This window comes from Glutamicibacter uratoxydans (assembly GCF_050753455.1).
Taxonomy (GTDB): domain Bacteria; phylum Actinomycetota; class Actinomycetes; order Actinomycetales; family Micrococcaceae; genus Glutamicibacter; species Glutamicibacter uratoxydans_A.
On sequence record NZ_CP192736.1, the window covers coordinates 1198814 to 1219156 of the forward strand.

Genomic DNA, 20343 nt, shown 5'->3' on the forward strand with positions numbered 1-20343 from the left:
GTGGACTGTTATTCACTGGGCGACTGCGCCGATTCCCGCTTGCTGCGGATCTACGACTACTTGGACGGGGCTTTGACCCTGCAGGACATCAAAGAGGTCAAGCTGCACCTTGAACATTGTCCGGAATGTACCGAGCAGTACGATCTAGAGTGCATTATTCGTTCGGTGGTGCGCCGCAGCTGTCAGGAGCATGCCCCGAACCAGCTCAAGGATAAGATCATGTTGCGGATTTCGCAGATTCGGATCGAATCCGGCCACTAGTTCGTCTCCTCGGCCCGTCTTCCGGTGGCCGCTGGAGCGATCGCTTCGGGTCGTCGTGCGTGGCCACCGGGGGATCAGGCCCTACGCTGGAATGGTCCGTGCCGCTGCGGCCCGGGAATCCTTGTGCGCTGAAAACCCGCTCAAACCAGCTCACACTGGGTCGACCCGGGCTTAGAAATGGATGATGTCCTTCGTTCGGGTGCGCGCTACCAACCTTGCCCGCACCGCATGGTGCAACCGCCTCGGCACACCCGCACCGAAGACATTCGAAAAAAAGATTAAAACACTAGTCCCCGAAAAACGTAGCCACCGACTGTTGGGTCGCTAAGTCTTTCGGGGACTGGCATGCACTAGCTATTTAGCAGTTTGGGCGCTTACCGTGGTTGGCACCGCGCTTGCGACGGTCCTTACGCTTACGTGAACGCTTCGACATGGTGTCTCCTCGGTTCGAATTGAGATTCGGGTTGAACCCTGAATGAGTGGTTCGTCACAAAGTCTTTCACATTCATCCGGGGTTTGTCCTACCGCGGCACGCCGTTTACGCCGTGGGCTAAGCCTCGGAAGGTTCGGGTAATTCCATCCAGTGATACCAACCGCGGTGCAACACCAGCCAGGCCATCAACCCGTAGCCAGCCTGACCGGGAACCCCGCCATTGGCGTTGAGATCCGCACGCCACTGGGTGTGTGAACGCAGTGGCGTGAAGGTATCGATGTAGTGATGGTTACGCCGTAGAGCCACATCGGCAAAAATCCGGTTTAACTCCGCGACTTTTTCGTTGCGTGCATCGTCCAGCCCGGGGGCGGGGCCCACCAGCAGTGCCTTGATGGACATCTGGCTGGCGGAGTCGAGAATATTGGCCAGATTCAGCCGGCTGCGCGCGGTAGAGACTTCGAGATCTACATCGCGATCTGACAGGGCGATCACCAAACGGTTCTCCACCATATCCCCAAAGCGTCGGCTGGCTTCGCCCAACCAGCGTTCGGCGAGGGCCTCGGAGCCTTCGGCCGGGGCGGCAAGGACGTAGGACTGCAAGCGGAGCGCGGGATCCTGCGTGCGGGCCAAGACCCGGCCAAACCAACCCAGGGCCCGGGGGTCACCATGTCCGGCCAGCAGTTCGTCGCCGATTGCGGTGATTCGGATGGTGCGTAACTCCAACAGGGGACCTTTCGTATGCCGGATGCTTAGATCCTTACCTTAGCAGTCGGAACGGGCAGTTCCCCGGCATTTGAGTTTGCTAAACCCGATGGGCTGAAGCCAAATGCCGCGCCTTGGTGCAGTTTAAATGCCACACGCCGGCCCCGACCCGTGTTTCGGGCACAGTGTGCAGCAAAACAATCGGGTACGGAACCGGCGTGCGACAACTATCGCAAGGTTAGTTGCGAGTTTAGCGGGCGAAGGCCTGCTGCAGCAGCACAGCCTGCTCGGCTTCGTGGCGCTTGGAGGTACCGGCACTGGTGGCGGCCGATGCCGGGCGAGAGACCAAGTTGACCTTCTGCTCCAGCTCGGTAGCCACATTCAGCGCGAAGAACGGCCATGGACCCTGGTTGGCAGGCTCGTCCTGCACCCAGCTGACCTTGGCGTTCGGGTACTTCGCCAGCTCGGCAGCGATCTGTTCGGTCGGTGCCGGGTAGAGCTGCTCGACGCGGATGATCGCGGTCTTCTCGTCCTTGGCCTTGGCGCGGGTGGAGAGCAGGTCGTAGTACAGCCGGCCGGACACCAATAGCACCTTGTCAACCGCAGCTGGGTTGCTGATCGACGCATCGCCGATGACCTCGCGGAAACCACCGGTGGTGAAGTCCTCAACCGAGGTGGCCGCGGCCTTCAGGCGCAGCAGCTGCTTCGGGGTGAAGACGACCAAGGGCTTGCGTGGGCGGGCATAAGCCTGACGACGCAACAGGTGGAAGTGGTTGGCACCGGTGGATGGCTGGGCCACCACCATGTTGTTCTCCGCACACATCTGCAGGAACCGCTCGATGCGGGCGCTGGAGTGATCCGGGCCCTGACCCTCGTAGCCGTGTGGCAGCAGCATCACTAGTGAGGAGGACTGCGACCACTTCTGCTCGGCCGAGGAGATGAACTCGTCGATCACGGTCTGCGCGCCGTTGACGAAGTCACCGAACTGCGCTTCCCAGAGCACCAAGGCATCCGGACGTTCCACGGAGTAACCGTATTCGAAGCCCAACGCGGCGTATTCACTGAGCAGTGAGTCGTAGATCCAGATCGGAGCCTGGTCTTCGCTCAGGTGGTTCAGCGGGTACCACTCATCGTCGTTGACTCGGTCGTGGAACATCGAGTGACGCTGCACGAAGGTGCCGCGACGCGAATCCTGACCGGCCAGACGCACCGGCACGCCTTCCATGGACAGCGAACCGAAGGCCGCCAATTCGGCGAAGCCCCAGTCGATACCGCCTTCGCGGCTCATCTTTTCCCGGCGCTCCAGCAGCGACTTGAGCTTATTGTGGACGTTGAAGCCCTCCGGCACGGCCAGGTGCGCCGCACCGATCTGAGCCAGCGTCTGCGCGGAGATCGCCGAGGGGCGAGCCGCGTCGCGGGTGAGTTCATCCTCGGCCTGAGCGAAAGGCTTCTCCAGGTCGTTGATGGTCGAACCCGGGGTGACGATCGGGATTGGTGAAGTCTGCGCGGCATGGGTCTCGGAGAAGATGCGCTCCAGCGACCCGCGGTACTCAGCCAACGCGTTGTCCGCTTCTTCCTGCGTGATGTCCCCACGGCCCACCAGCGATTCGGTGTACAGCTTGCGGGTCGAACGCTTGGCTTCGATCAGGTTGTACATCATCGGCTGGGTCATCGATGGGTCATCGCCCTCGTTGTGACCACGGCGGCGGTAGCACACCAGGTCGATCACAACGTCCTTGCCGAACTTCTGGCGGTATTCGAATGCCAGCTGACCGGTGCGCACGACGTCTTCCGGATCATCGCCGTTGACGTGGAAGACCGGTGCCTGAACTGCGCGGGCCACGTCGGTGGAGTACTCGGAGGAGCGTGAGGAGCTAGGCGCGGTGGTGAAACCGATCTGGTTGTTCACGATCACGTGGACCGTGCCACCGGTGCGGTATCCCGGCAGTTGGCTCATCGCCAGCACCTCGGAGACTACACCCTGACCGGCGAACGCGGCATCGCCGTGCACCAGAATCGGCAGCACGGAGTTGCTGGTGCCCAAACGGTCCAGCTTGGCGCGGGTGATGCCCTCGAGCACCGGATCCACGGCTTCCAAGTGCGATGGGTTGGCCGCGAGGTACACCTTGGTTTCGTTGCCGGCATCCGAGGTGTAGGAACCTTCGGTGCCCAGGTGGTACTTCACATCGCCCGAGCCCTGCACCGAGCCAGGGGTGGCGGTGCCCTCAAATTCGCGGAAGACCTGCGCGTAGGTCTTGCCGGCGATGTTGGTCAGCACGTTGAGCCGGCCGCGGTGGGCCATGCCGATGGCTACCTCGTCCAAATGCTCATCGGCGGCGTCGGAGATAATCGCGTCCAGCAATGGAATCAGCGACTCGCCACCTTCCAAGCTGAAGCGCTTCTGCCCGACGAACTTGGTCTGCAGGAAGGTTTCAAAAGCTTCGGCCGCGTTGAGCTTGGACAGGATCCGCTTCTGCTCTTCGGTGCTTGGCTTGCGGTACGGGGTTTCTAGCTTGGTCTGGAACCATTCACGCTCGGCAGGTTCCTGCAGGTGCATGTATTCGATGCCGGTGGTGCGACAATAGGCGTCGCGCAGCACACCGAGGATGTCGCGCAGCAACATCCGGTCCTTGCCGCCCAGCCCACCGGTGATCCATTCACGATCCAGGTCCCACAGGGTCAGCCCGTAGGTCTTGATGTCGAGGTCCGGGTGCTTGCGCTGCACATATTCCAGCGGGTTGATGTCCGCCATCAGGTGACCGCGCACGCGGTAGGAGTGGATCAGCTGCTGGATGCGAGCGACCTTGTTGACGTGCAACTCGGCATCGACCTGGTTATCCACGGCCCAACGAATCGGCTCATAGGGGATACGCAGCTGTTCGAAAATCTCATCGTAGAAGCTCTGTTCGCCCAAAAGCAGCGACTCAACGAGCTTCAGGAACTCACCGGAACCGGCCCCCTGGATCACGCGGTGATCGTAGGTGCTGGTCAGCGTGATGTGCTTGCCGATGCCCAGCCCGGCCACGGTCTTCTCCGAGGCGCCGCGGTATTCGGCAGGGTATTCCAGAGCGCCCACGCCGATGATCGCGGCCTGGCCCTTGGACAGTCGTGGCACCGAGTGCACGGTACCGATGCCGCCGGGGTTGGTCAGCGAGACCGTGGTGCCGGCGTAGTCATCGGCGGTGAGCTTATTGTTGCGCGCACGCTTGATTAGGTCTTCGTAGGTGGCCCAGAACTCGTTGAAGCTCAGGGTCTCGGCGGCCTTGATATTCGGCACGGCCAACATGCGGGTTCCGTCGGGCTTTGGCATGTCGATGGCGATGCCAAAGTTCACGTGCGCTGGCTGAATGGCGGTGGGCTTCTTGTCCACCACGTCGTAGGTCACGTTCATCGACGGGAACTGCTGCAGTGCCCGCACCACGGCGAAACCGATCAGGTGGGTGAAGGAGATCTTGCCGCCACGGGTGCGCTTGAGATGGTTGTTGATGACGATGCGGTTATCGATCATCACCTTGGCGGGAACCGCGCGCACGGTGGTGGCGGTAGGTACGGTGAGGCTGGCATCCATGTTGGTGGCGATGGCCTTCATTGGCCCGCGCAACACGCTACGCTTCTCTTCACCGTAGGCCTGGTTGGAAGTTTGTGGCTTTGGGGCCTGAGCCGGAATAGGGGCGGTCTTAGGTGCCGCCTCGGAGCTCTTTGCTGGCTCTGGCTTGGTGGCTTCCGGCTTTGCGGCCACCGGTTCGCTGGTGCGTGCGGCAGTGGCTGCGCGAGGCGCTCCCTGCGCCTCGGTAGCCGGGGACTGCGCAGGCTGGGCAGCGGGCTTGGCCGGCTCGGGGGCCGCCTTTGTCGCTGTGGATCCTGCCGAATCCGTTGTCAGGGACTCGAAAATGTCCCACCATTTTTTGTCGACCGAGTTCTTATCGACGAGATACTGCTGGTATAGCTCGTCTACTAGCCACTCGTTTCCACCGAATTCTTCCGTCAGCCGGTGGTGTGCTTGATCTGGCACGTGCAACGCCTCTCCCTGATTTTCTTCGCTGTGCTAGCTTGGGCGGGCGGCGGCCGAGGACGCAAATAATTAGCCACCGTGCACACAAGATTTCTAGACCTCCCCAATAGTCTAGTAACAATTTGGTCAACATTGCGAAGACGCGTCGTGGATCACATCGGTGGTTTCTCACACTCTGGCCGCTGACCGCGTGTTTAGCGCCGTTCAAATATTTAAAGTGTCGTTGGTGCAAAGTTCTTCTTCCTTGGCTAAACTGATCTGCACTATGGACAGTCATTCTCGATGCCGGCCCGTCGCCAATGCGCGCAGTGCCGGCTGCCCCAGACATCATCAACTTGGCTCCACCTCTCGATCGGAGCCTTCTAGTTGCCCCTGGCAAAGAACTAGAACCTACTCACTGACGCCAGCCCGAGGGTGGAGATAACCCTCGATGGAATGGTTATATATCGCTTTTGGTCTGCTGCTGATCCTTGGAACCGGATTCTTCGTCGCCGTTGAATTCGCTCTGGTTGCCTTGGACAAATCTACTGTGGCGCAGGCCGTGGAAGCTGGCGAACGCGGCGCGAAGCCGCTCTATCAATGTCTCACTTCGCTTTCTACGCAACTTTCTGCCTGCCAGCTGGGCATCACTCTGACCACCCTGCTCACCGGTTATGTGATGGAACCGGCGATGAGCGCGTTGTTGCGCCCCTTGCTTGAAAACATTGGGGTCACCGGGGGCAGTGCTGCAGCGGTTTCGGTTATTGCCTCGATGACCGTGGCCACATTGCTCTCGATGCTGATCGGAGAGCTGATCCCCAAGAACCTGGCGATCGCCCGGGCCATGGCCGTGGGTAAGGTCTTAGCCCGCCCGCAGCTGCTGTTTACCGCGATTTTCAAACCCGCCATTGTGGGGTTGAACGGTTTTTCCAACCAGGTACTCAAGCGTTTTTTCAATCTGGAAGCCAAGGAAGAAATTTCTGCTGCGCGTAGCGCCCGCGAATTGGCTTCGCTGGTGCGCCGCTCGGCAGAACTTGGCACGCTGGATAACCTGACCGCCAAGTTCGTCGAATCCACTATCGAATTCTCCGAACGTACCGCCGCCGATGTGATGACTCCGCGCACCACGATGGCCACCATCGACTCCGAAGCGCCACTGTCTGAGCTGATTGCGCTGAGCGCTGAAACCGGGTTCTCCCGCTTCCCGGTCATCGAGGGTTCCAGTGACGTGATTCAGGGCGTTTGCCATATCAAACGCGTGGTGTCGGTGCCTCGTGAGCGCCGTGCCGCGTTACAGGTGGGCGAATTCGCCATGGAAACGCTCTACGTCCCGGAGACCATTCACCTTGATGTGCTGCTTGAGCAGTTGCGCGAGGCCGAATATCAGGTGGCCGTGGTGATGGATGAGTACGGTGGAACCGCCGGTTTCGTCACCCTGGAGGACCTCATCGAGGAAATCGTCGGGGAAGTGTCCGACGAGCACGATGAGGATGAAGAAGAAGTTATTTCACAGTCCGATGGCTCCTGGCTCCTGCCCGGGATGCTCCGCCCCGATCAGGTCAACGAGCAGCTCGGCGCTAATGTAATTCCTGAAGAAGCGGTCTACGACACCATCGGTGGGTTTATGCTCGCAGAGCTGGGTCGACTAGCCGAGTTGGGCGATGAGGTGCGTACCGAGCACGGTAACTTCGCGGTGACCGAACTGGATGGGCGACGTATCGCGCAGATCAGTTTCACCCCGGCCATGAAGACCGAGGGGGCCACCGATGAGTGATTTCATGGGTCTGATTTGGCTGGTGGTACTGCTCCTAGCCAACGCGTTCTTCGTCGGCGGCGAATTCGCGGTGATGAGTGCACGTCGTTCGCAGATTGAACCGTTGGTTGAAGCGGGCAATAAGCGCGCCAAGGTGGCGTTGTGGGCGATGGAACACGTTTCGGTGATGCTGGCGGTCTGTCAGCTGGGTATTACCGTGTGTTCGCTGCTGATTTTGAATATTTCCGAACCGGCGATTCACCACCTGTTAGTTGTGCCGCTGGAAGCCGTGGGCGTGCCGGAAGCGATCGCCGATACCTCGGCCTTCCTGATCGCCCTGGTGCTGGTGACATTCTTGCACGTGACCTTTGGTGAGATGGTTCCGAAAAATATTTCGGTCTCCATCGCCGATAAGGCGGTTTTGGCCCTAGCGGCCCCGCTGGTCTGGGTTTCTAAGCTGCTGCACCCGATTATTTGGTTGCTCAATGGCATCGCCAACTCTTTCCTACGCTTATTTGGGATTCAACCGCAGAACGAGGTTTCCAGCGCTTATACCGCCGCGGAGGTGCGCTCAATTATTCAGTCCTCCTCCGAGGAGGGAACCTTGGAAGACGACGACGCGGTGCGTTTGAGCAAGGCCTTGGAATTCACCTCGGTGACCGCCGGGACGTGCATGGTCTCGCTGGACCAGCTTTTCACCCTGGAATGGGGGCAGACCACCGCGCGTGAATTCGAATCCAAGGTGGCGAAAACCGGGTACTCGCGCATGCTGATTACCCGTGACTCGGTGCCGGTGGGGTACTGGCATGTGAAGGATGTGATGCTCATCGACGACGAGCATTCCACCCAACCACTGCGCCACCTGCCCTTGCACCGGCTGGGTCAGGTTCCCGCCGATGCGGAAATCGAGGTGGCGCTGGAATCGATGCGGCAGCAGGGTAACCACCTGTCGACCGTGATCGATGAGCGCGGCAAAGCCATCGGCGTGCTGTTCCTCGAAGACATTATCGAGGTGCTGGTCGGGGAGATTAGCGATACCACGCGAAAGCGCCACGCCCCACCGGGGATGGCCCGCGAGCAGTGATGAGCTTCTCACGGTTTAGCAACCCCGTGATAATGAGAACGAGTCTCAACTAGGTTAGACTGACTGTGGTGCCACCGGGAGACCGGGGGCACCACAGTCTTTATTTTCTCCGTGCACCACACGGTATCGAACGAGAATTCATGAAAGGTGGGAAGATGCCAGGGGACGCCATCGTTTCCTTCGAAGGCGCGCGACTTGCCTACGGGCCTCGTGTGCTCTGGCAAGATCTGGACCTGCAGGTCCGTCCGGGGGAGTTCCTGGCGGTGCTGGGGCCGAACGGTTCGGGGAAAACCAGCTTCATGAATACCATGTTGGGCACCACCGCGCTGCAAGCCGGGCGGGTGCTGATCGATAACAAACCTGTGCGTCGCGGTTCGGATCTGGTGGGATTGATCCCCCAACAGCGCCCGATCGGCGACCACGTCCCCTTACGCGCCCGCGACTTGGTGGCTTTGGGGGTGGATGGCAACCGTTGGGGGGTGCGGCTCAAACACCGTGAAGTGACCCAGCGGGTGGATGAACTGCTTGAGCGGGTCGGCGCCAGCGATTATGCCGATCGTGCGGTCTCTGATCTGTCCGGCGGTGAACAGCAACGTTTACGCGCCGCCCAAGCCTTAGCCAGTAACCCGCGGGTCTTGCTTTGCGATGAGCCGTTGCTGAGCTTGGACTTGCACCATCAGCAGGCCATCAGCGAGGTCATTCACCGGCAGGCCGTGGATGCCGGGGCCGCGGTCATCTTCGTCACCCACGAAATTAACCCGATCCTGCCCTATGTGGACCGGGTGCTTTACCTTGCCGGGGGACGTTTCCACATCGGCACCGTCGACGAGGTGATGCGCAGCGAGGTGTTGAGTGAACTGTACGGTTCGCGCGTGGAAGTTTTGCGCGTCAACGGGCGCATCGTGGTGGTGACCGGTGACGGCGAACGCCAGCTGCCGGGAACCGCAGGGAAGTAGGAACCGGGGATGGAAAACTTTCTTGAGCGCGTGGTGAACTTTCAGGATTACGATCAGCTTTTGCCGCTGGTGAGTAACTCGCTGATCGCCGGGGCGCTGCTGGGTGTGGTCGGCGGGCTCATCGGCATTTTCATTATGATGCGCGATATGGCCTTCGCCGTGCACGGAATCGCCGAATTGTCCTTCGCCGGTGCCTCTTTTGCGCTGCTGATTGGTGCCGATGTGGTGACCGGATCGGTGCTGGGTTCGCTGGTGGCGGCGCTGGTGCTGGGGGTTTTGGGAACCCGAGCGAAGGACCGTAATTCGATCACCGGGGTCTTGATGCCCTTCGGGTTGGGACTGGGGATCCTCTTTCTCTCACTCTATGAAGGGCGCAGTGCGAATAAGTTTGGCCTGCTGACCGGGCAGATTGTTGCCGTGGACGATGTGCAACTCTCCGGGATGCTGCTGCTGAGCGCCGGAGTGATCCTGGCCTTGCTGGTGATGTGGCGGCCACTGACCTTCGCCAGCGTGGATCCCGTGCTGGCCCGGGCGCGCGGAGTGCGAACCTCCGGCTTATCCATCGCGTTCATGGTGGTGCTGGCGGTGGCGGTGGCCATGGCCATTCAGGTGGTCGGGGCGTTGCTGGTGCTGGCGCTGCTGATCACCCCCAGCGCCGCGGCGTTGCGGGTGAGTAGTAATCCGCTGCTGACGGTGATTCTCTCGGTGAGTTTCGCGCTGCTCAGTGTGCTGGGCGGGATTCTGCTGGCCTTGGGCGGGTCGTTGCCGATCAGTCCCTATGTGACCACGATTTCCTTTGTGATCTACCTGATCTGCCGGTTTGTTGAAAAGGCGCGTTCCCCGCGGCGGCATCAGGTCTGACATCCCGAATTTTCACCCCGGCACCGGATGCGCTTCCGTCACTGAGATGAGCTCGACGCTACCCGGGACTTGCGCCGGGTCTTGCTCCGCGGCGGTTTGTTGCGGCGGGTTTGCGCCAGGCAATTGACGACGCCCCGGCTTCGCGGTGCGAACCGCGGAGTCGGGGCGTAGTTGCTGCGGGGTTTATTTCACGTCGATGCGTGGTTGGTCTGCGCTACCTTGTTTGCGGCAGGCGGAGCACAGCCCGTAGATTTCCACGGTGTGTTCCGGATCCGCGAAGCCGTGTTCCTCGGCCACCCGGGCCGCCCAACGCTCCACCGAGGGCGCGGAGACCTCCACGGTCTTGGCGCAGACCCGGCACACCAGATGGTGGTGGTGTCCCTCGGTGACACATTGCCGGTAACGCGCTTCACCGTCGCCCGAATGCAATACATCGACCAAACCGTCTTCGGCCATCGATTGTAAGAGCCGGTAGACCGTGGCCAGCGAAACTTTGTAATCGGCCTCTTGCAGCCAACGATGTAACTGTTGCGCCGTGGCAAAGTCGTTGACCTGAACTAACGCCTCGTTCACAGCCACGCGCTGCTTGGTGACCCGGGTTTCCCCGGAACGCGCGGTCGACGGTTGCGTCATAAACGGACACCGCTCCTAACTGGTGATGACGTGGCCAAAGGCAACGCAGGAAGTATTTCCCTAATTTTAGCCAACTTCCTGCGGTAATGCCCGCCGATGACTGGATTCGGGCGTGCTGTGCGACCTAGGCTATGGGGTATGCGCATAGTTACTCGTGGTCATTCATGTGTTGAGGTTTCCACCGTCGACGGGTCGATCCTGATTGATCCGGGGGGCTTCTCGGATCTGCAGGGAGCCTTCGACGGGAAACAAGCGGTGCTGATCACCCACGAGCACGCCGATCACATCACCCCGCAGGCGGTGGCGGACGCGGTCATCGCCAACTCGACCCTGCAGGTCTATGCCCCGCAGAGCGTCGTGCATACGCTGCATGAGCTACTTCCCGAGGTGGCGCGTTCGCGGGTGGACCCGATTCTGCCCGGCACCCAAGTGACGGCCGCTGGAATCCAGATCCAGACCTTCGGCGGGACGCACGCCACCATCCACCACACCCTGCCGATCGTGGCGAATATCGGGTACCTGCTCGGTGGACGGGTTTTCCATCCGGGGGACAGTCTGCAAGTCCCGGTGGACATTAAGCCCGAGGTGCTGCTGGTGCCGGCGATGGCTCCGTGGTCCAAGGTTGCCGAGGTGCTGGATTTTGCGACCGCTGTGGATGCGCCGGTGTGGGTCCCGATTCATGACGGGCTGCTCAACGACCGCGGGTTGGCCCTTTTTGACGGGCAGCTGAACCGGGTCGCTGGGCTTCAGGGGCGCAGCTACCAACGGTTGGAGCCACTGCGCAGCTATGACATCGCCGAACTATTAGCCAAGGAGTAACGCCGATGACGGCTTTGATCCAAGCTCAGGACCTCGCTGCGAAACTTCAAGACCCGGATCTAGTGCTCCTTGACGTGCGCTGGTCCTTAGGGGCAACGGATCACCAGCAGCGTTATCTGGAAGGGCATATTCCTGCCGCGCGTTTCGTCGACCTGGAAACCGAGCTGAGTGGGGCGGTCGGGGAGCATACCGGACGCCACCCATTGCCGCTGCCGGAGGATTTTGAGGCGGCTGCCCGAAGTTGGGGAATTAACCCCAACAGTTCGGTGGTGGTGTACGACGACTCCGGTTCGTTGGCCGCGGCCCGTGCCTGGTGGCTGTTGCGGCATGCCGGCTTTGAGCGAGTGCAAGTCCTCGATGGTGGGTTGCAAGCCTGGCAGGAAGCCAAATTTGTGCTCTCCACACAAGCTCCAAGTCCCACCCCGGGCACCGTTTCACTATCTTGGGGCGCGATGCCGGTGCTTGAGATTGATCAGCTGCAGGAATTTAGCGGCCTACTCATCGACTCCCGAGCCACCGCACGCTACCTCGGGTTGGAAGAACCCGTTGACCCAGTGGCCGGACACATCCCCGGGGCGTTGAACCGTCCCACCACCGAAAACCTCGATAGTGGGGCACATTTCAAATCCACCGAGCAGTTGCGCCAGGGTTTCGCCGCGTTGGGTGTGACGCCACAGCAGCCCGCGGTGGCCGCTTATTGTGGTTCGGGGATCACCGCCGCGCACCAAGTCTTGGCATTGCATGAGGCCGGGATTAGCGCGGCGCTGTATCCGGGGTCCTGGTCCCAATACTGCTCCTACCGCGACCTACCGGTGGCCACCAGCGATGAAACCCACCGCACCTAACTCGTCGCCCGCGCACGAGCAAGCCCGAATTAACCGTGAAAGGTCCACATGAGCACGTTATTTACCAAAATTATTGACGGCGAGATTCCGGGTCGCTTTGTCTGGAAGGATGAGCTCTGCGTCGCCTTCTTGACCATCGGACCACTGGCGCAAGGGCACACACTGGTGGTGCCGCGCGTCGAAATTGACGAGTTTACCGATGCCAGCGACGAATTGATGACGCATCTGATGCAGGTGGTGGGAAAGATTGGGCGAGCCCAGAAACGTGCTTTCGGCTCGGCCCGGGCCGGAGTGATGATCGCCGGTTTTGAAGTTCCACATCTGCATGTGCATGTGTGGCCGAGTAATTCGCTGTCCGATTTTGATCTTTCCCGGGTCGATGAGAACCCGGACCCGGCCACCATGGATGCCAGCGCCCAGACGCTGCGTGCCGCTCTGCGGGAAGATGGCCACCCAGAAGTTCCTGCCGAATAGCTTCACACACCCGCCGCGGGGTGCCGGTCACTCAGTGCACCCTCGGTTCGGCGCAATGCCTCCGCTCAGGGCGGGGTGTGTTGTGCCTGACTAGGAGGGGAGCCCGGTGACCGGCAAGCGCGATACCCGAGAAGACTTGGGTGCTAGCCGGTGTCGGGCACAGCTGGTGGTGCTCCGGACTGAGGGAGCGGTGGGGCTGTGCTTTCACCGGGTACTGCTTCGTGGTGTCCGAACCAGTACTTATTCCGCCGTGGGGTTTGGCTAGGATCCAGGTACGCCGCCTCCAGCACGTGCGGTAGCCCGCTGACTTCCACAATCTCAAATTTGCCGGCGTGGTAGTCGTCGTGATCAATAGGGCACAACAGCACCCCGTCCCGAACATTGGTGGGACAGCCGCCGGCCCAGCCGCCCTGCGCCCAATGATGCGCCTCGGCTAACTCCGGCGGGTAGGTGCACTCGGGGCGGATGCACCCGCGATCTCTGGCGAGTAAGGATTGGCGTTGGACCTTGGTGAAGGTGCGACGGGCACGGCCCTGATCGAGGATCTGGCCCTGACCGCCAAGCACATGCGGGATGATGTTCGCCTCGCACAATAATTGGCGCAGCCGTGCCGGGGCGAGGTGCACTCCGTGGGTGGTGATGCCGTGAGCGGTGGCTAAATCCATGAGCTGTGCCAGTGGCAGGTAGACGTTGATGGTGGGCACGATCTGCGTGGTGCTGCCCTGAGCCGTGAAGCGTTGCCGGAGCATGGCCATAAAAGCGTTGAATCGACGTTTGGCTACCGGAACACCCTCGGGCTGGGCAGCCTCGGCGTTGGATCGCTGAGCGGTGCTTTCATCCGCGGCCAGCGCCGTGAGCTGTCGCGGGCCTGCGCCGGCAGGGCTGCTCGGGGGCGGGGCGGGTGGAGCATCGCCCAAGGCGTTGGTGCTTTCTGTCGGCGGTTCGCCGGTGGGTTGCTCGGCTGGATCGATGGCCCAGTCGGGGGCGGGGTCAGCGCTCTGCAACCATGCCGGTGTGGGCGGAATATCGTGGGGTGACCCAAGGACCGGAACAGTGGGATCCGCGGCGCTGTCCGGGCGTGATGCTGCCGGTGTGGCGGGAGCGCTGGCGAGGGGATCCGCGCCGCAGGCCTGTCGTGCGGCTTTGCCTAGCAAGGTATTGGGGTTATCCAAGTGTCCGAGGGTGGAACGCAGGAACTCGGCGTTCTCATTGGCCGCGGCCAGTTCATAAATATCACTCCCACCCACGGTGCGCACCAGTCGGATGTATTCCTCGGGGGTGCTCGTTTCGGTGTGCGCTTGCTTGTAGGCAGTGCACAGTTCGGAGATCCGTTTGGACGCGGTAACTCGGTCATGGTGCTGCAACAGTCGTACCGCGTGCTCTTCCAGAACGATGCCGTCCGGTCCGGCCGCGCGTGGTGGGAGCGGGGTGCCGGTCGCGATTTGGTCTTCGGGCTCAAATTTTTCCAGTCGGCGTGCCGCATCTCGGGCCGGGCGGGGACCCCGGGCTGGGTCAAGGAAGAGGGCGGAGAGCTTTTCATAGCGGGGGCTGGCCGGGGTGCCGGCCATGGTGCGGCGAGCCACCACCCGGTGCGCATCGTGCACCCGATTACGCGTTTCAAAAAAGTTCAGCCCCAGCCATGCGGCCAGTACCGCGGCGGTGTCCTTATGCGCGGTGCGTCCCGGGCTGTGTTCGGCCGGTTGATCCCAGCGGGTGGTGCGCTGCTTAAGCCGGTTGTACTCCTCGGTGCTCAGCGTGTGCGCCCCGGTGGCCTCGGCCGCGGCGGCCAGACGCAGCTGGGCGCGCAGGATAGTCCGGTAGTGTGCTTCGATCAGCTCGGCCCCTTGCAACACCAGCCGGGGGTCTTCGCTGTGCGTCAGGTCATCGACGAGGGACTCTAACAGGCCCAGGGTCAGCTCTCCGAGCTCGCGACGCAGCGCCGGGTGTAACGCCGTGCCGTGGGCGCGCACCGTTTCGCGGAGGGTGCCGAGGGCCGAAGCCAAGTCCGTCGAAGTCATGCCACCGATGATCCGCGCTTGCGCGAGGTGCTGGCGCAACAAGCTGCCTGGATGTGGATAACCGGCCCAGGGCCAGAAATCCCAGCGCAGAGGGTCTAGCCGGCGGCCAGCGCGTCCTTCATCGCCTTGCGGATCCGCTTTTCACTGACCGAATAGGCGGTGCCGAGTTCTTGGGCGAAGAGCGAAACGCGCATTTCCTCCAGCATCCATTTCACCTCGCGGAGGGCATGGGGCACCGGCGTCCCGCTGGGAACCTTTTCCAGCGCCCGATCGTATTCGTCCTCCAGACCTTGGATGAGCATGGTGTTTTGCGCATCGCGTTGGACGGCTCCGGCGTTCAGCTTCTCCAAACGTTTTTCCACACCCTGCAAGTAGCGGGGCAGCTGCAGCAGATGGGTGGCGCCGGTGGCGGCGATGAACCCGGGGTAAATCAGTTGCTCCAGCTGCGAACGGATGTCAGCGACTGCGGTGAACATCGCCAGCGATTTGCTGGCCTTCAAAGCCTTGCTGATCTGCGTGTAACTGGTGAAGACCTTGGCGATGATGGCGGTGAGGCTAAAGACGGTGTCGATCTGTTCGGCGCGCACTTTCTGGAAAAGCGTTTCGAAACCGGTCGCGTCCATTGGCAGGGTGGCGGGCACCAATTTGTCCACGGCCGCCATCGTGCAATCTTCAATGAGTTGCTCGATGGAGCCGTGTGGGCTTTGGGTGAACACCAGTTTTTCGGCGTTGTTCAGGTGCGAGATGACGAATTTGCTGGCCGCGGGCAGGCGTAAGAGCAACAGCCGGATGATCCCGGCACGGTGCGCTGCCTCGCGTTCGGTGCGGGTGCGGAAGACGGTCAGTCGCACGCTATCGCGGGTGTCGGTTAACCCCGGGTAGGCGGTAATTTCCTGCCCCATCACGGTGGTGCTGACCTTATCCGGCAGCTGGTTCCCGCCTCCGGCGAGTGTGGGCCAGCTGGTGAGGTGCTCTTGCTCCCACTCGCCCGCCGGAGCAGACCCGCTCCCGCCTCCGGCACCGCGTGCGGCACCCCGGGTGTTGGAGGCTTGCTTCTTCGAGGCGTGCTTGCCTTTCAGCGCCGCGGGGCTTGGGCCGGAAGCCGCAGCACCCGGAGCGTTCACCCCGGCGGCTAACGCTCGACGGTTTTCCGCGGCCAGTCGGTGCTGCAGTGCGGCCAGATCATCGCCGCGGCCCAGCACTTTACCCGAGGCATCGTGCACTTCGAAACCGAAACGCAAGTGTGCCGGCAGGCTGTGGAAGTTAAACAACGCCGGATCCACCACCACCCCGCGCAGCCGGCGCAGCACCAGTGCGAGCGAGCTGGCCAGATCGTCGGCGGCCGGATCAAAATCCGCTTCCAGCGCGCTGAGAGCTTGGCCAGCCACATCGGGGGCGGGCACAAAATTCTTGCGCACCGCCTTGGGCAGCGAGCGGATCAGCGCGGTGAGCAGCTCGTGGCGCAGCCCCGGAATCAGCCAGCTGAACCGCGCCGGATCCAGCTGGTTGAGGAAGATCACCGGAACCTTCAGGCTCACCCCATCACCTTCCCCGGCGGTGGCCGCCGGGTTGTACTGGTAGCTCAGCGGCAACTCGATATTGCCGTGGTGCCAGGTGGTGGGGAAGGCCTGCTGATCCAGCTCCTGGGCGTCGGGTTCTAAGAGTGCTTCGGGGTCGAAATCCAGCAACCCGGGCTCACTGGCGCGAGTTTTCTTCCACCAGCGGTCAAAGTGGCGTTCGGAGACAATGTTCTGCGGGAGCCGCGCATCGTAAAAATCGAACAGATCCTCATCGGACACCCGCAAATCGCGGCGGCGCAGCCGGGTTTCCAGCTCGTCAATCTCCGCCAACACCTTGCGGTTGCGGGCAAAGAACCGGTGATGGGTGCGCCAATCCCCATCCACCAGCGCATGCCGGATGAACAGGTCACGGGCCAGCACCGGGTCCACCTTCCAGTACTGGATGCGTCGGGCCGGGATGACGGGCAGACCGAATAGCGTGAGCTTCTCCGAGCCGAGCACCGAACCGGCATTTTTGGACCAGTGCGGTTCGGAATAGCTGCGTTTAATCAGGTGAGCGCCTACTTCTTCAACCCATTCGGGGTCGATGACCGCCACGGTGCGCGCCCAGAGTCGCGACGTTTCCACCAGTTCAGCGGCCATCACCCAGCTCGGGGATTTTTTGAACAGCCCGGAGCCGGGGAAAATTGCGAACCGGGTGCCGCGGGCGCCCAAATAGTCACGTTTCCGCTCATCATAGAGCCCGATGTGGCTCAGCAACCCCGCCAGCAGCGAAATATGCACCGCCTGCTGGTTCGCGGCCGGGTTGATCGGTTCGGCGGCCACGGTGATGCCTAAAGGTTTGGCCAACTGGCGAAGTTGCGCGAACAGGTCCTGCCATTCGCGCACCCGCAGGTAGTTGATATGTTCGGCCTTGCACAGTCGCCGGAAGGCGGAGGAGGAGAGCTGCTTTTGTTGCTCCTGCAGATACGCCCAAAGGTTCAGCAGCGCCAAAAAGTCCGAGGTTTCATCGTTAAAGCGGGCGTGTAATTCTTGGGCGCGGGCACGCTGCCCGGTCTCCTCGCTGGGCCGCTCCCGCGGATCTTGGATGCTCAGCGCCGCGGTGAGCACCATCAGCTCCTTGGTCACCGAACGCGCGGCACCTTCCAGAATCATCCGGCCCAGGCGCACATCCAGCGGCAGTTGGGCCAATTTACGCCCGATGTCGGTCACCGCGGCCGCCTTGTCACTGCCCAGTGCCCCAAGTTCGCGCAGCAAATTCACCCCGTCGCTGATCGCCCGGGATTCGGGAGGCTGCACAAAGGGGAACGAAGCGACCTGCGCGGCCGAGGACACCACCCCGAGCGAAATCATCTGCAGGATCACACTGGCCAGATTGGTGCGGCGAATCTCCGGGTCGGTAAATTCCGGACGAGAGTCGAAATCCTCGGCGGAATACAGCCGGATGGCGATACCCTCGGAGACTCGGCCACAACGCCCCGAACGCTGATTCGCGCTGGCCTGCGACACCCGCTCAATGGGCAGACGCTGCACCTTGGTGCGGTGCGAGTACCGGGAAATCCTGGCGGTCCCGGTATCGATCACGTACTTAATCCCGGGCACGGTCAGCGAGGTTTCGGCCACATTGGTGGCCAAGACGATGCGCGGGGCAGACCCGGGGTGGAACACCCGGTGCTGTTCGGCCAGGGAGAGGCGGGCGAACAGCGGCAGAATCTCATAGTTGCGCAGCTTGCGTTCGCTACTGACCATGGCTCGCAGCGCATCTGCGGCATCGCGGATTTCGCGCTCGCCGGAGAAGAAGATCAAAATGTCTCCGGGGTCTTCCGCCGACAGTTCGCGGACCGCATCACAGACCGCATCCAGCGGGTCGCGTTCCTCGCTCAGCTCGCTCGCATCGGAGTCCTCATCGCCGCCGGAGAGTTCTTCCTGCAGGGGGCGGTAGCGAATCTCAACCGGGAAGGTGCGCCCGGATACCTCCAGAATCGGGGCGGGGACCAGCTGCCCGTGGGCATCCAACGTCCCAAAATGCGCGGCGAAGCGTTCGGGGTCGATGGTGGCTGAGGTAATGATGATTTTCAGCTCCGGGCGCCGCGGCATGATCTGTTTGAGGTAGCCGAGCAAGAAGTCGATGTTCAGGCTGCGCTCATGTGCCTCGTCGATGATGATCGCCGAGTAGCGGCGCAGCAGCCGGTCGCGCTGGATTTCGGCCAGCAGGATCCCGTCGGTCATCACCTTGAGCTGGGTCCGGGCGGACACTTCGCCGGTGAAACGCACCTGGAAACCCACCTCTTCGCCGATGCTGCAGCCCAGCTCTTCGGCGATGCGTTCGGCTACGGTGCGGGCGGCTAGCCGACGCGGCTGGGTGTGTCCGATCATCCCGCGCTCGGCCAACCCCAGCTCGATGAGCATCTTCGGTAGCTGGGTGGTTTTACCCGAGCCGGTCTCCCCGGCGATGATCACGACCTGATTGGCGGCAATCGCTTCGAGAATGTCTTCGCGACGGGCGGAAACGGGCAGAGCTTCGGGATAGGAAATCTTGAGCGCCATGATGAAGCTAATTCTAGGCCGGGATCCGCCCAAAGAGTTAAGCCGCCACTAGTGCCGCAATGACAAGGGGAAACTTTGTGCGGGATAGAATGATTCTTGTTGAGCCAAATCACAGTGGGCAAAAGTCAAGAAATCAGTTTGTCCACGAAGCGTGAATCAGTCTTCGGTTTGTTTATACGAAACCTTTGGTTGCAGCGCAGACTGCGAGCGATTTTCACCGAATAAGAGGTGAACGGTGAAAAAATGTCTACGTTGAGACGTTGAGCGTAGTCAAGGTGAGTTGGTTCACATGTAAGATCATACGTAATCACCATCACGTTTTGCGGATGCGCTGAGGCCACGGTCTATGACCCGTTGGGCTTGCAGTGTGCAGGACGTGGCGGGTTGGTTCACTCGCATAGGGGACTTTGAAAGGAAGACGATGAAAAGCTTCACCACCATGAAATTCGCCGCCCTGGCCGCAGCCGGCGCGCTGGCACTGACCGCGTGCGGTGGCTCCGAAACCACTGGAGACAATGGTTCGGCAGCTCCGGCGGAGCAGGAGACCGTGAAGATCGGCATCTCCCAGATCGTGTCGCACCCATCGCTGGACGCAGTAGTGACCGGGTTCAAAGCTGGGATGGCCGCCGCCGGTTACGAGGGTGACGCGGTGGAGTACGACGATAACAACGCCCAGGGCGATCAGGCGACCAACACCTCGATCGTGGGTAAGTTCGCCTCCGATTCGAACATGGACCTGGTGCTAGCCATCGCCACCCCAACCGCGCAGGCTGCCGCCCAGTCGATCACCAACATTCCGGTGCTCTTCTCCGCGGTCACCGATCCGGTTGATGCCAAGCTGGTGGCTTCCAACGAGGCTCCGGGCGGCAATGTCACCGGTACTTCGGACCGTAACCCGGTGGATGAGCAGCTGGCGTTGCTCAAGGAGCTGGCACCGGATGCCAAGAGCGTGGGCATCGTCTACTCCTCGGGTGAAGCAAATTCCGTGGTTCAGGTGGCCTGGGCCAAGGAAGCCGCCGAGAAGTTGGGTCTGACCATCGAAGAAGCCGCCATCTCCGCTTCCAGTGAAGTGCAGCAGGCAGCTAACTCGCTCGACGTCGACGCCTTCTACGTGCCAACCGACAACGCCGTGGTTTCCGCATTGGAAGGCTTGCTGCAGACCGCAGAAACCAAGCAGATTCCAGTGATCGCCGCCGATGGTGACTCCGTGGAGCGTGGCGCGACCGCCACCTACGGCATCAACTACGAGAAGTTGGGCGAGCAGACCGCAGCCATGGCCGTGAAGCTACTCAAGGGCGAAGCCGAGCCAGCAACCATGCCGGTGGAAACCCTCACCGAAGTGGATCTGTACCTGAACCAGGACGCTGCCGAGAAGATCGGTATCGAGTTCTCCGAGCAGATGCTGGAAGAAGCCACCGAGGTTTTCTAAACCACCGGTGATGTGAA

Annotated in this window: 15 protein-coding genes; 9 read left to right on the forward strand and 6 right to left on the reverse strand. The window is 61.5% G+C overall.

The genetic code is table 11. The annotated features are described in order from the left end of the window. Complete coding sequence (gene rsrA, locus ACQQZ8_RS05525) at window positions 1–261, forward strand: mycothiol system anti-sigma-R factor (RefSeq protein ID WP_431711680.1); 261 nt, start codon at window positions 1–3, stop codon at window positions 259–261. A 358-nt stretch (window positions 262–619) separates the two neighbouring features. Here rsrA and ACQQZ8_RS05530 read toward each other — a convergent pair whose 3' ends face one another. From ACQQZ8_RS05530 to ACQQZ8_RS05540, 3 genes are all read right to left on the reverse strand, one after another. Further along, the gene (locus tag ACQQZ8_RS05530; RefSeq protein WP_431712149.1) at window positions 620–694 is read right to left on the reverse strand and encodes a 50S ribosomal protein bL37; all 75 of its coding nucleotides are present in this window, start codon (window positions 692–694) and stop codon (window positions 620–622) included. A gap of 117 nt (window positions 695–811) precedes the next feature. Continuing rightward, a complete protein-coding gene (locus ACQQZ8_RS05535) occupies window positions 812–1417 on the reverse strand; it encodes a GDSL-type esterase/lipase family protein (protein WP_431711681.1) in 606 nt (201 codons plus the stop codon). Window positions 1418–1646: 229 nt separating this feature from the next. Then, the gene (locus tag ACQQZ8_RS05540) at window positions 1647–5408 is read right to left on the reverse strand and encodes a multifunctional oxoglutarate decarboxylase/oxoglutarate dehydrogenase thiamine pyrophosphate-binding subunit/dihydrolipoyllysine-residue succinyltransferase subunit (protein ID WP_431711682.1); all 3762 of its coding nucleotides are present in this window, start codon (window positions 5406–5408) and stop codon (window positions 1647–1649) included. Window positions 5409–5838: 430 nt separating this feature from the next. On the opposite strand from ACQQZ8_RS05540, the gene ACQQZ8_RS05545 reads away from it, so the two are divergent. The 4 genes from ACQQZ8_RS05545 to ACQQZ8_RS05560 all read left to right on the forward strand — a co-directional run bounded on the left by ACQQZ8_RS05545 (window position 5839) and on the right by ACQQZ8_RS05560 (window position 10041). Further along, complete coding sequence (locus ACQQZ8_RS05545) at window positions 5839–7161, forward strand: hemolysin family protein (protein ID WP_431711683.1); 1323 nt, start codon at window positions 5839–5841, stop codon at window positions 7159–7161. Then, window positions 7154–8224, forward strand: coding sequence for a hemolysin family protein (locus ACQQZ8_RS05550; protein WP_431711684.1), 1071 nt, complete (start codon window positions 7154–7156; stop codon window positions 8222–8224). The genes ACQQZ8_RS05545 and ACQQZ8_RS05550 overlap by 8 nt, the downstream gene beginning before the upstream one ends. Before the next feature lie 155 nt (window positions 8225–8379). Further along, window positions 8380–9180 (forward strand): metal ABC transporter ATP-binding protein, encoded by an 801-nt coding sequence (locus ACQQZ8_RS05555; RefSeq protein WP_431711685.1) that lies wholly within the window; start codon window positions 8380–8382, stop codon window positions 9178–9180. Window positions 9181–9189: 9 nt separating this feature from the next. Beyond that, window positions 9190–10041, forward strand: coding sequence for a metal ABC transporter permease (locus ACQQZ8_RS05560; protein ID WP_431711686.1), 852 nt, complete (start codon window positions 9190–9192; stop codon window positions 10039–10041). Between the two features lie 183 nt (window positions 10042–10224). Here the strand turns inward: ACQQZ8_RS05560 and ACQQZ8_RS05565 are convergent, their stop codons facing one another. Continuing rightward, a complete protein-coding gene (locus ACQQZ8_RS05565) occupies window positions 10225–10674 on the reverse strand; it encodes a Fur family transcriptional regulator (RefSeq protein WP_431711687.1) in 450 nt (149 codons plus the stop codon). 138 nt (window positions 10675–10812) lie between these two features. Between ACQQZ8_RS05565 and ACQQZ8_RS05570 the strand changes: the two genes are divergently transcribed. Genes ACQQZ8_RS05570 through ACQQZ8_RS05580 form a run of 3 tightly spaced genes read left to right on the forward strand, consistent with a single transcriptional unit; the run spans window position 10813 to window position 12812 of the window. Next, entirely contained in the window at window positions 10813–11493 is a 681-nt protein-coding gene (locus tag ACQQZ8_RS05570; protein ID WP_431711688.1) for an MBL fold metallo-hydrolase, read from the forward strand. A 5-nt stretch (window positions 11494–11498) separates the two neighbouring features. Then, window positions 11499–12338 carry a sulfurtransferase gene (locus tag ACQQZ8_RS05575; RefSeq protein WP_431711689.1) on the forward strand — a complete coding sequence of 280 codons (840 nt, stop codon included), beginning with the start codon at window positions 11499–11501 and terminating at the stop codon, window positions 12336–12338. A 48-nt stretch (window positions 12339–12386) separates the two neighbouring features. Continuing rightward, window positions 12387–12812 (forward strand): HIT family protein, encoded by a 426-nt coding sequence (locus ACQQZ8_RS05580; protein WP_431711690.1) that lies wholly within the window; start codon window positions 12387–12389, stop codon window positions 12810–12812. Window positions 12813–12955: 143 nt separating this feature from the next. Here the strand turns inward: ACQQZ8_RS05580 and ACQQZ8_RS05585 are convergent, their stop codons facing one another. Together ACQQZ8_RS05585 and hrpA are read right to left on the reverse strand one after the other, a co-directional pair. Beyond that, the gene (locus tag ACQQZ8_RS05585; protein WP_431711691.1) at window positions 12956–14830 is read right to left on the reverse strand and encodes a hypothetical protein; all 1875 of its coding nucleotides are present in this window, start codon (window positions 14828–14830) and stop codon (window positions 12956–12958) included. Between the two features lie 95 nt (window positions 14831–14925). Further along, window positions 14926–18897, reverse strand: coding sequence for an ATP-dependent RNA helicase HrpA (gene hrpA, locus ACQQZ8_RS05590; protein ID WP_431711692.1), 3972 nt, complete (start codon window positions 18895–18897; stop codon window positions 14926–14928). A 421-nt stretch (window positions 18898–19318) separates the two neighbouring features. Between hrpA and ACQQZ8_RS05595 the strand changes: the two genes are divergently transcribed. Continuing rightward, a complete protein-coding gene (locus tag ACQQZ8_RS05595) occupies window positions 19319–20326 on the forward strand; it encodes an ABC transporter substrate-binding protein (protein ID WP_431711693.1) in 1008 nt (335 codons plus the stop codon). Window positions 20327–20343 lie beyond the last annotated feature (17 nt).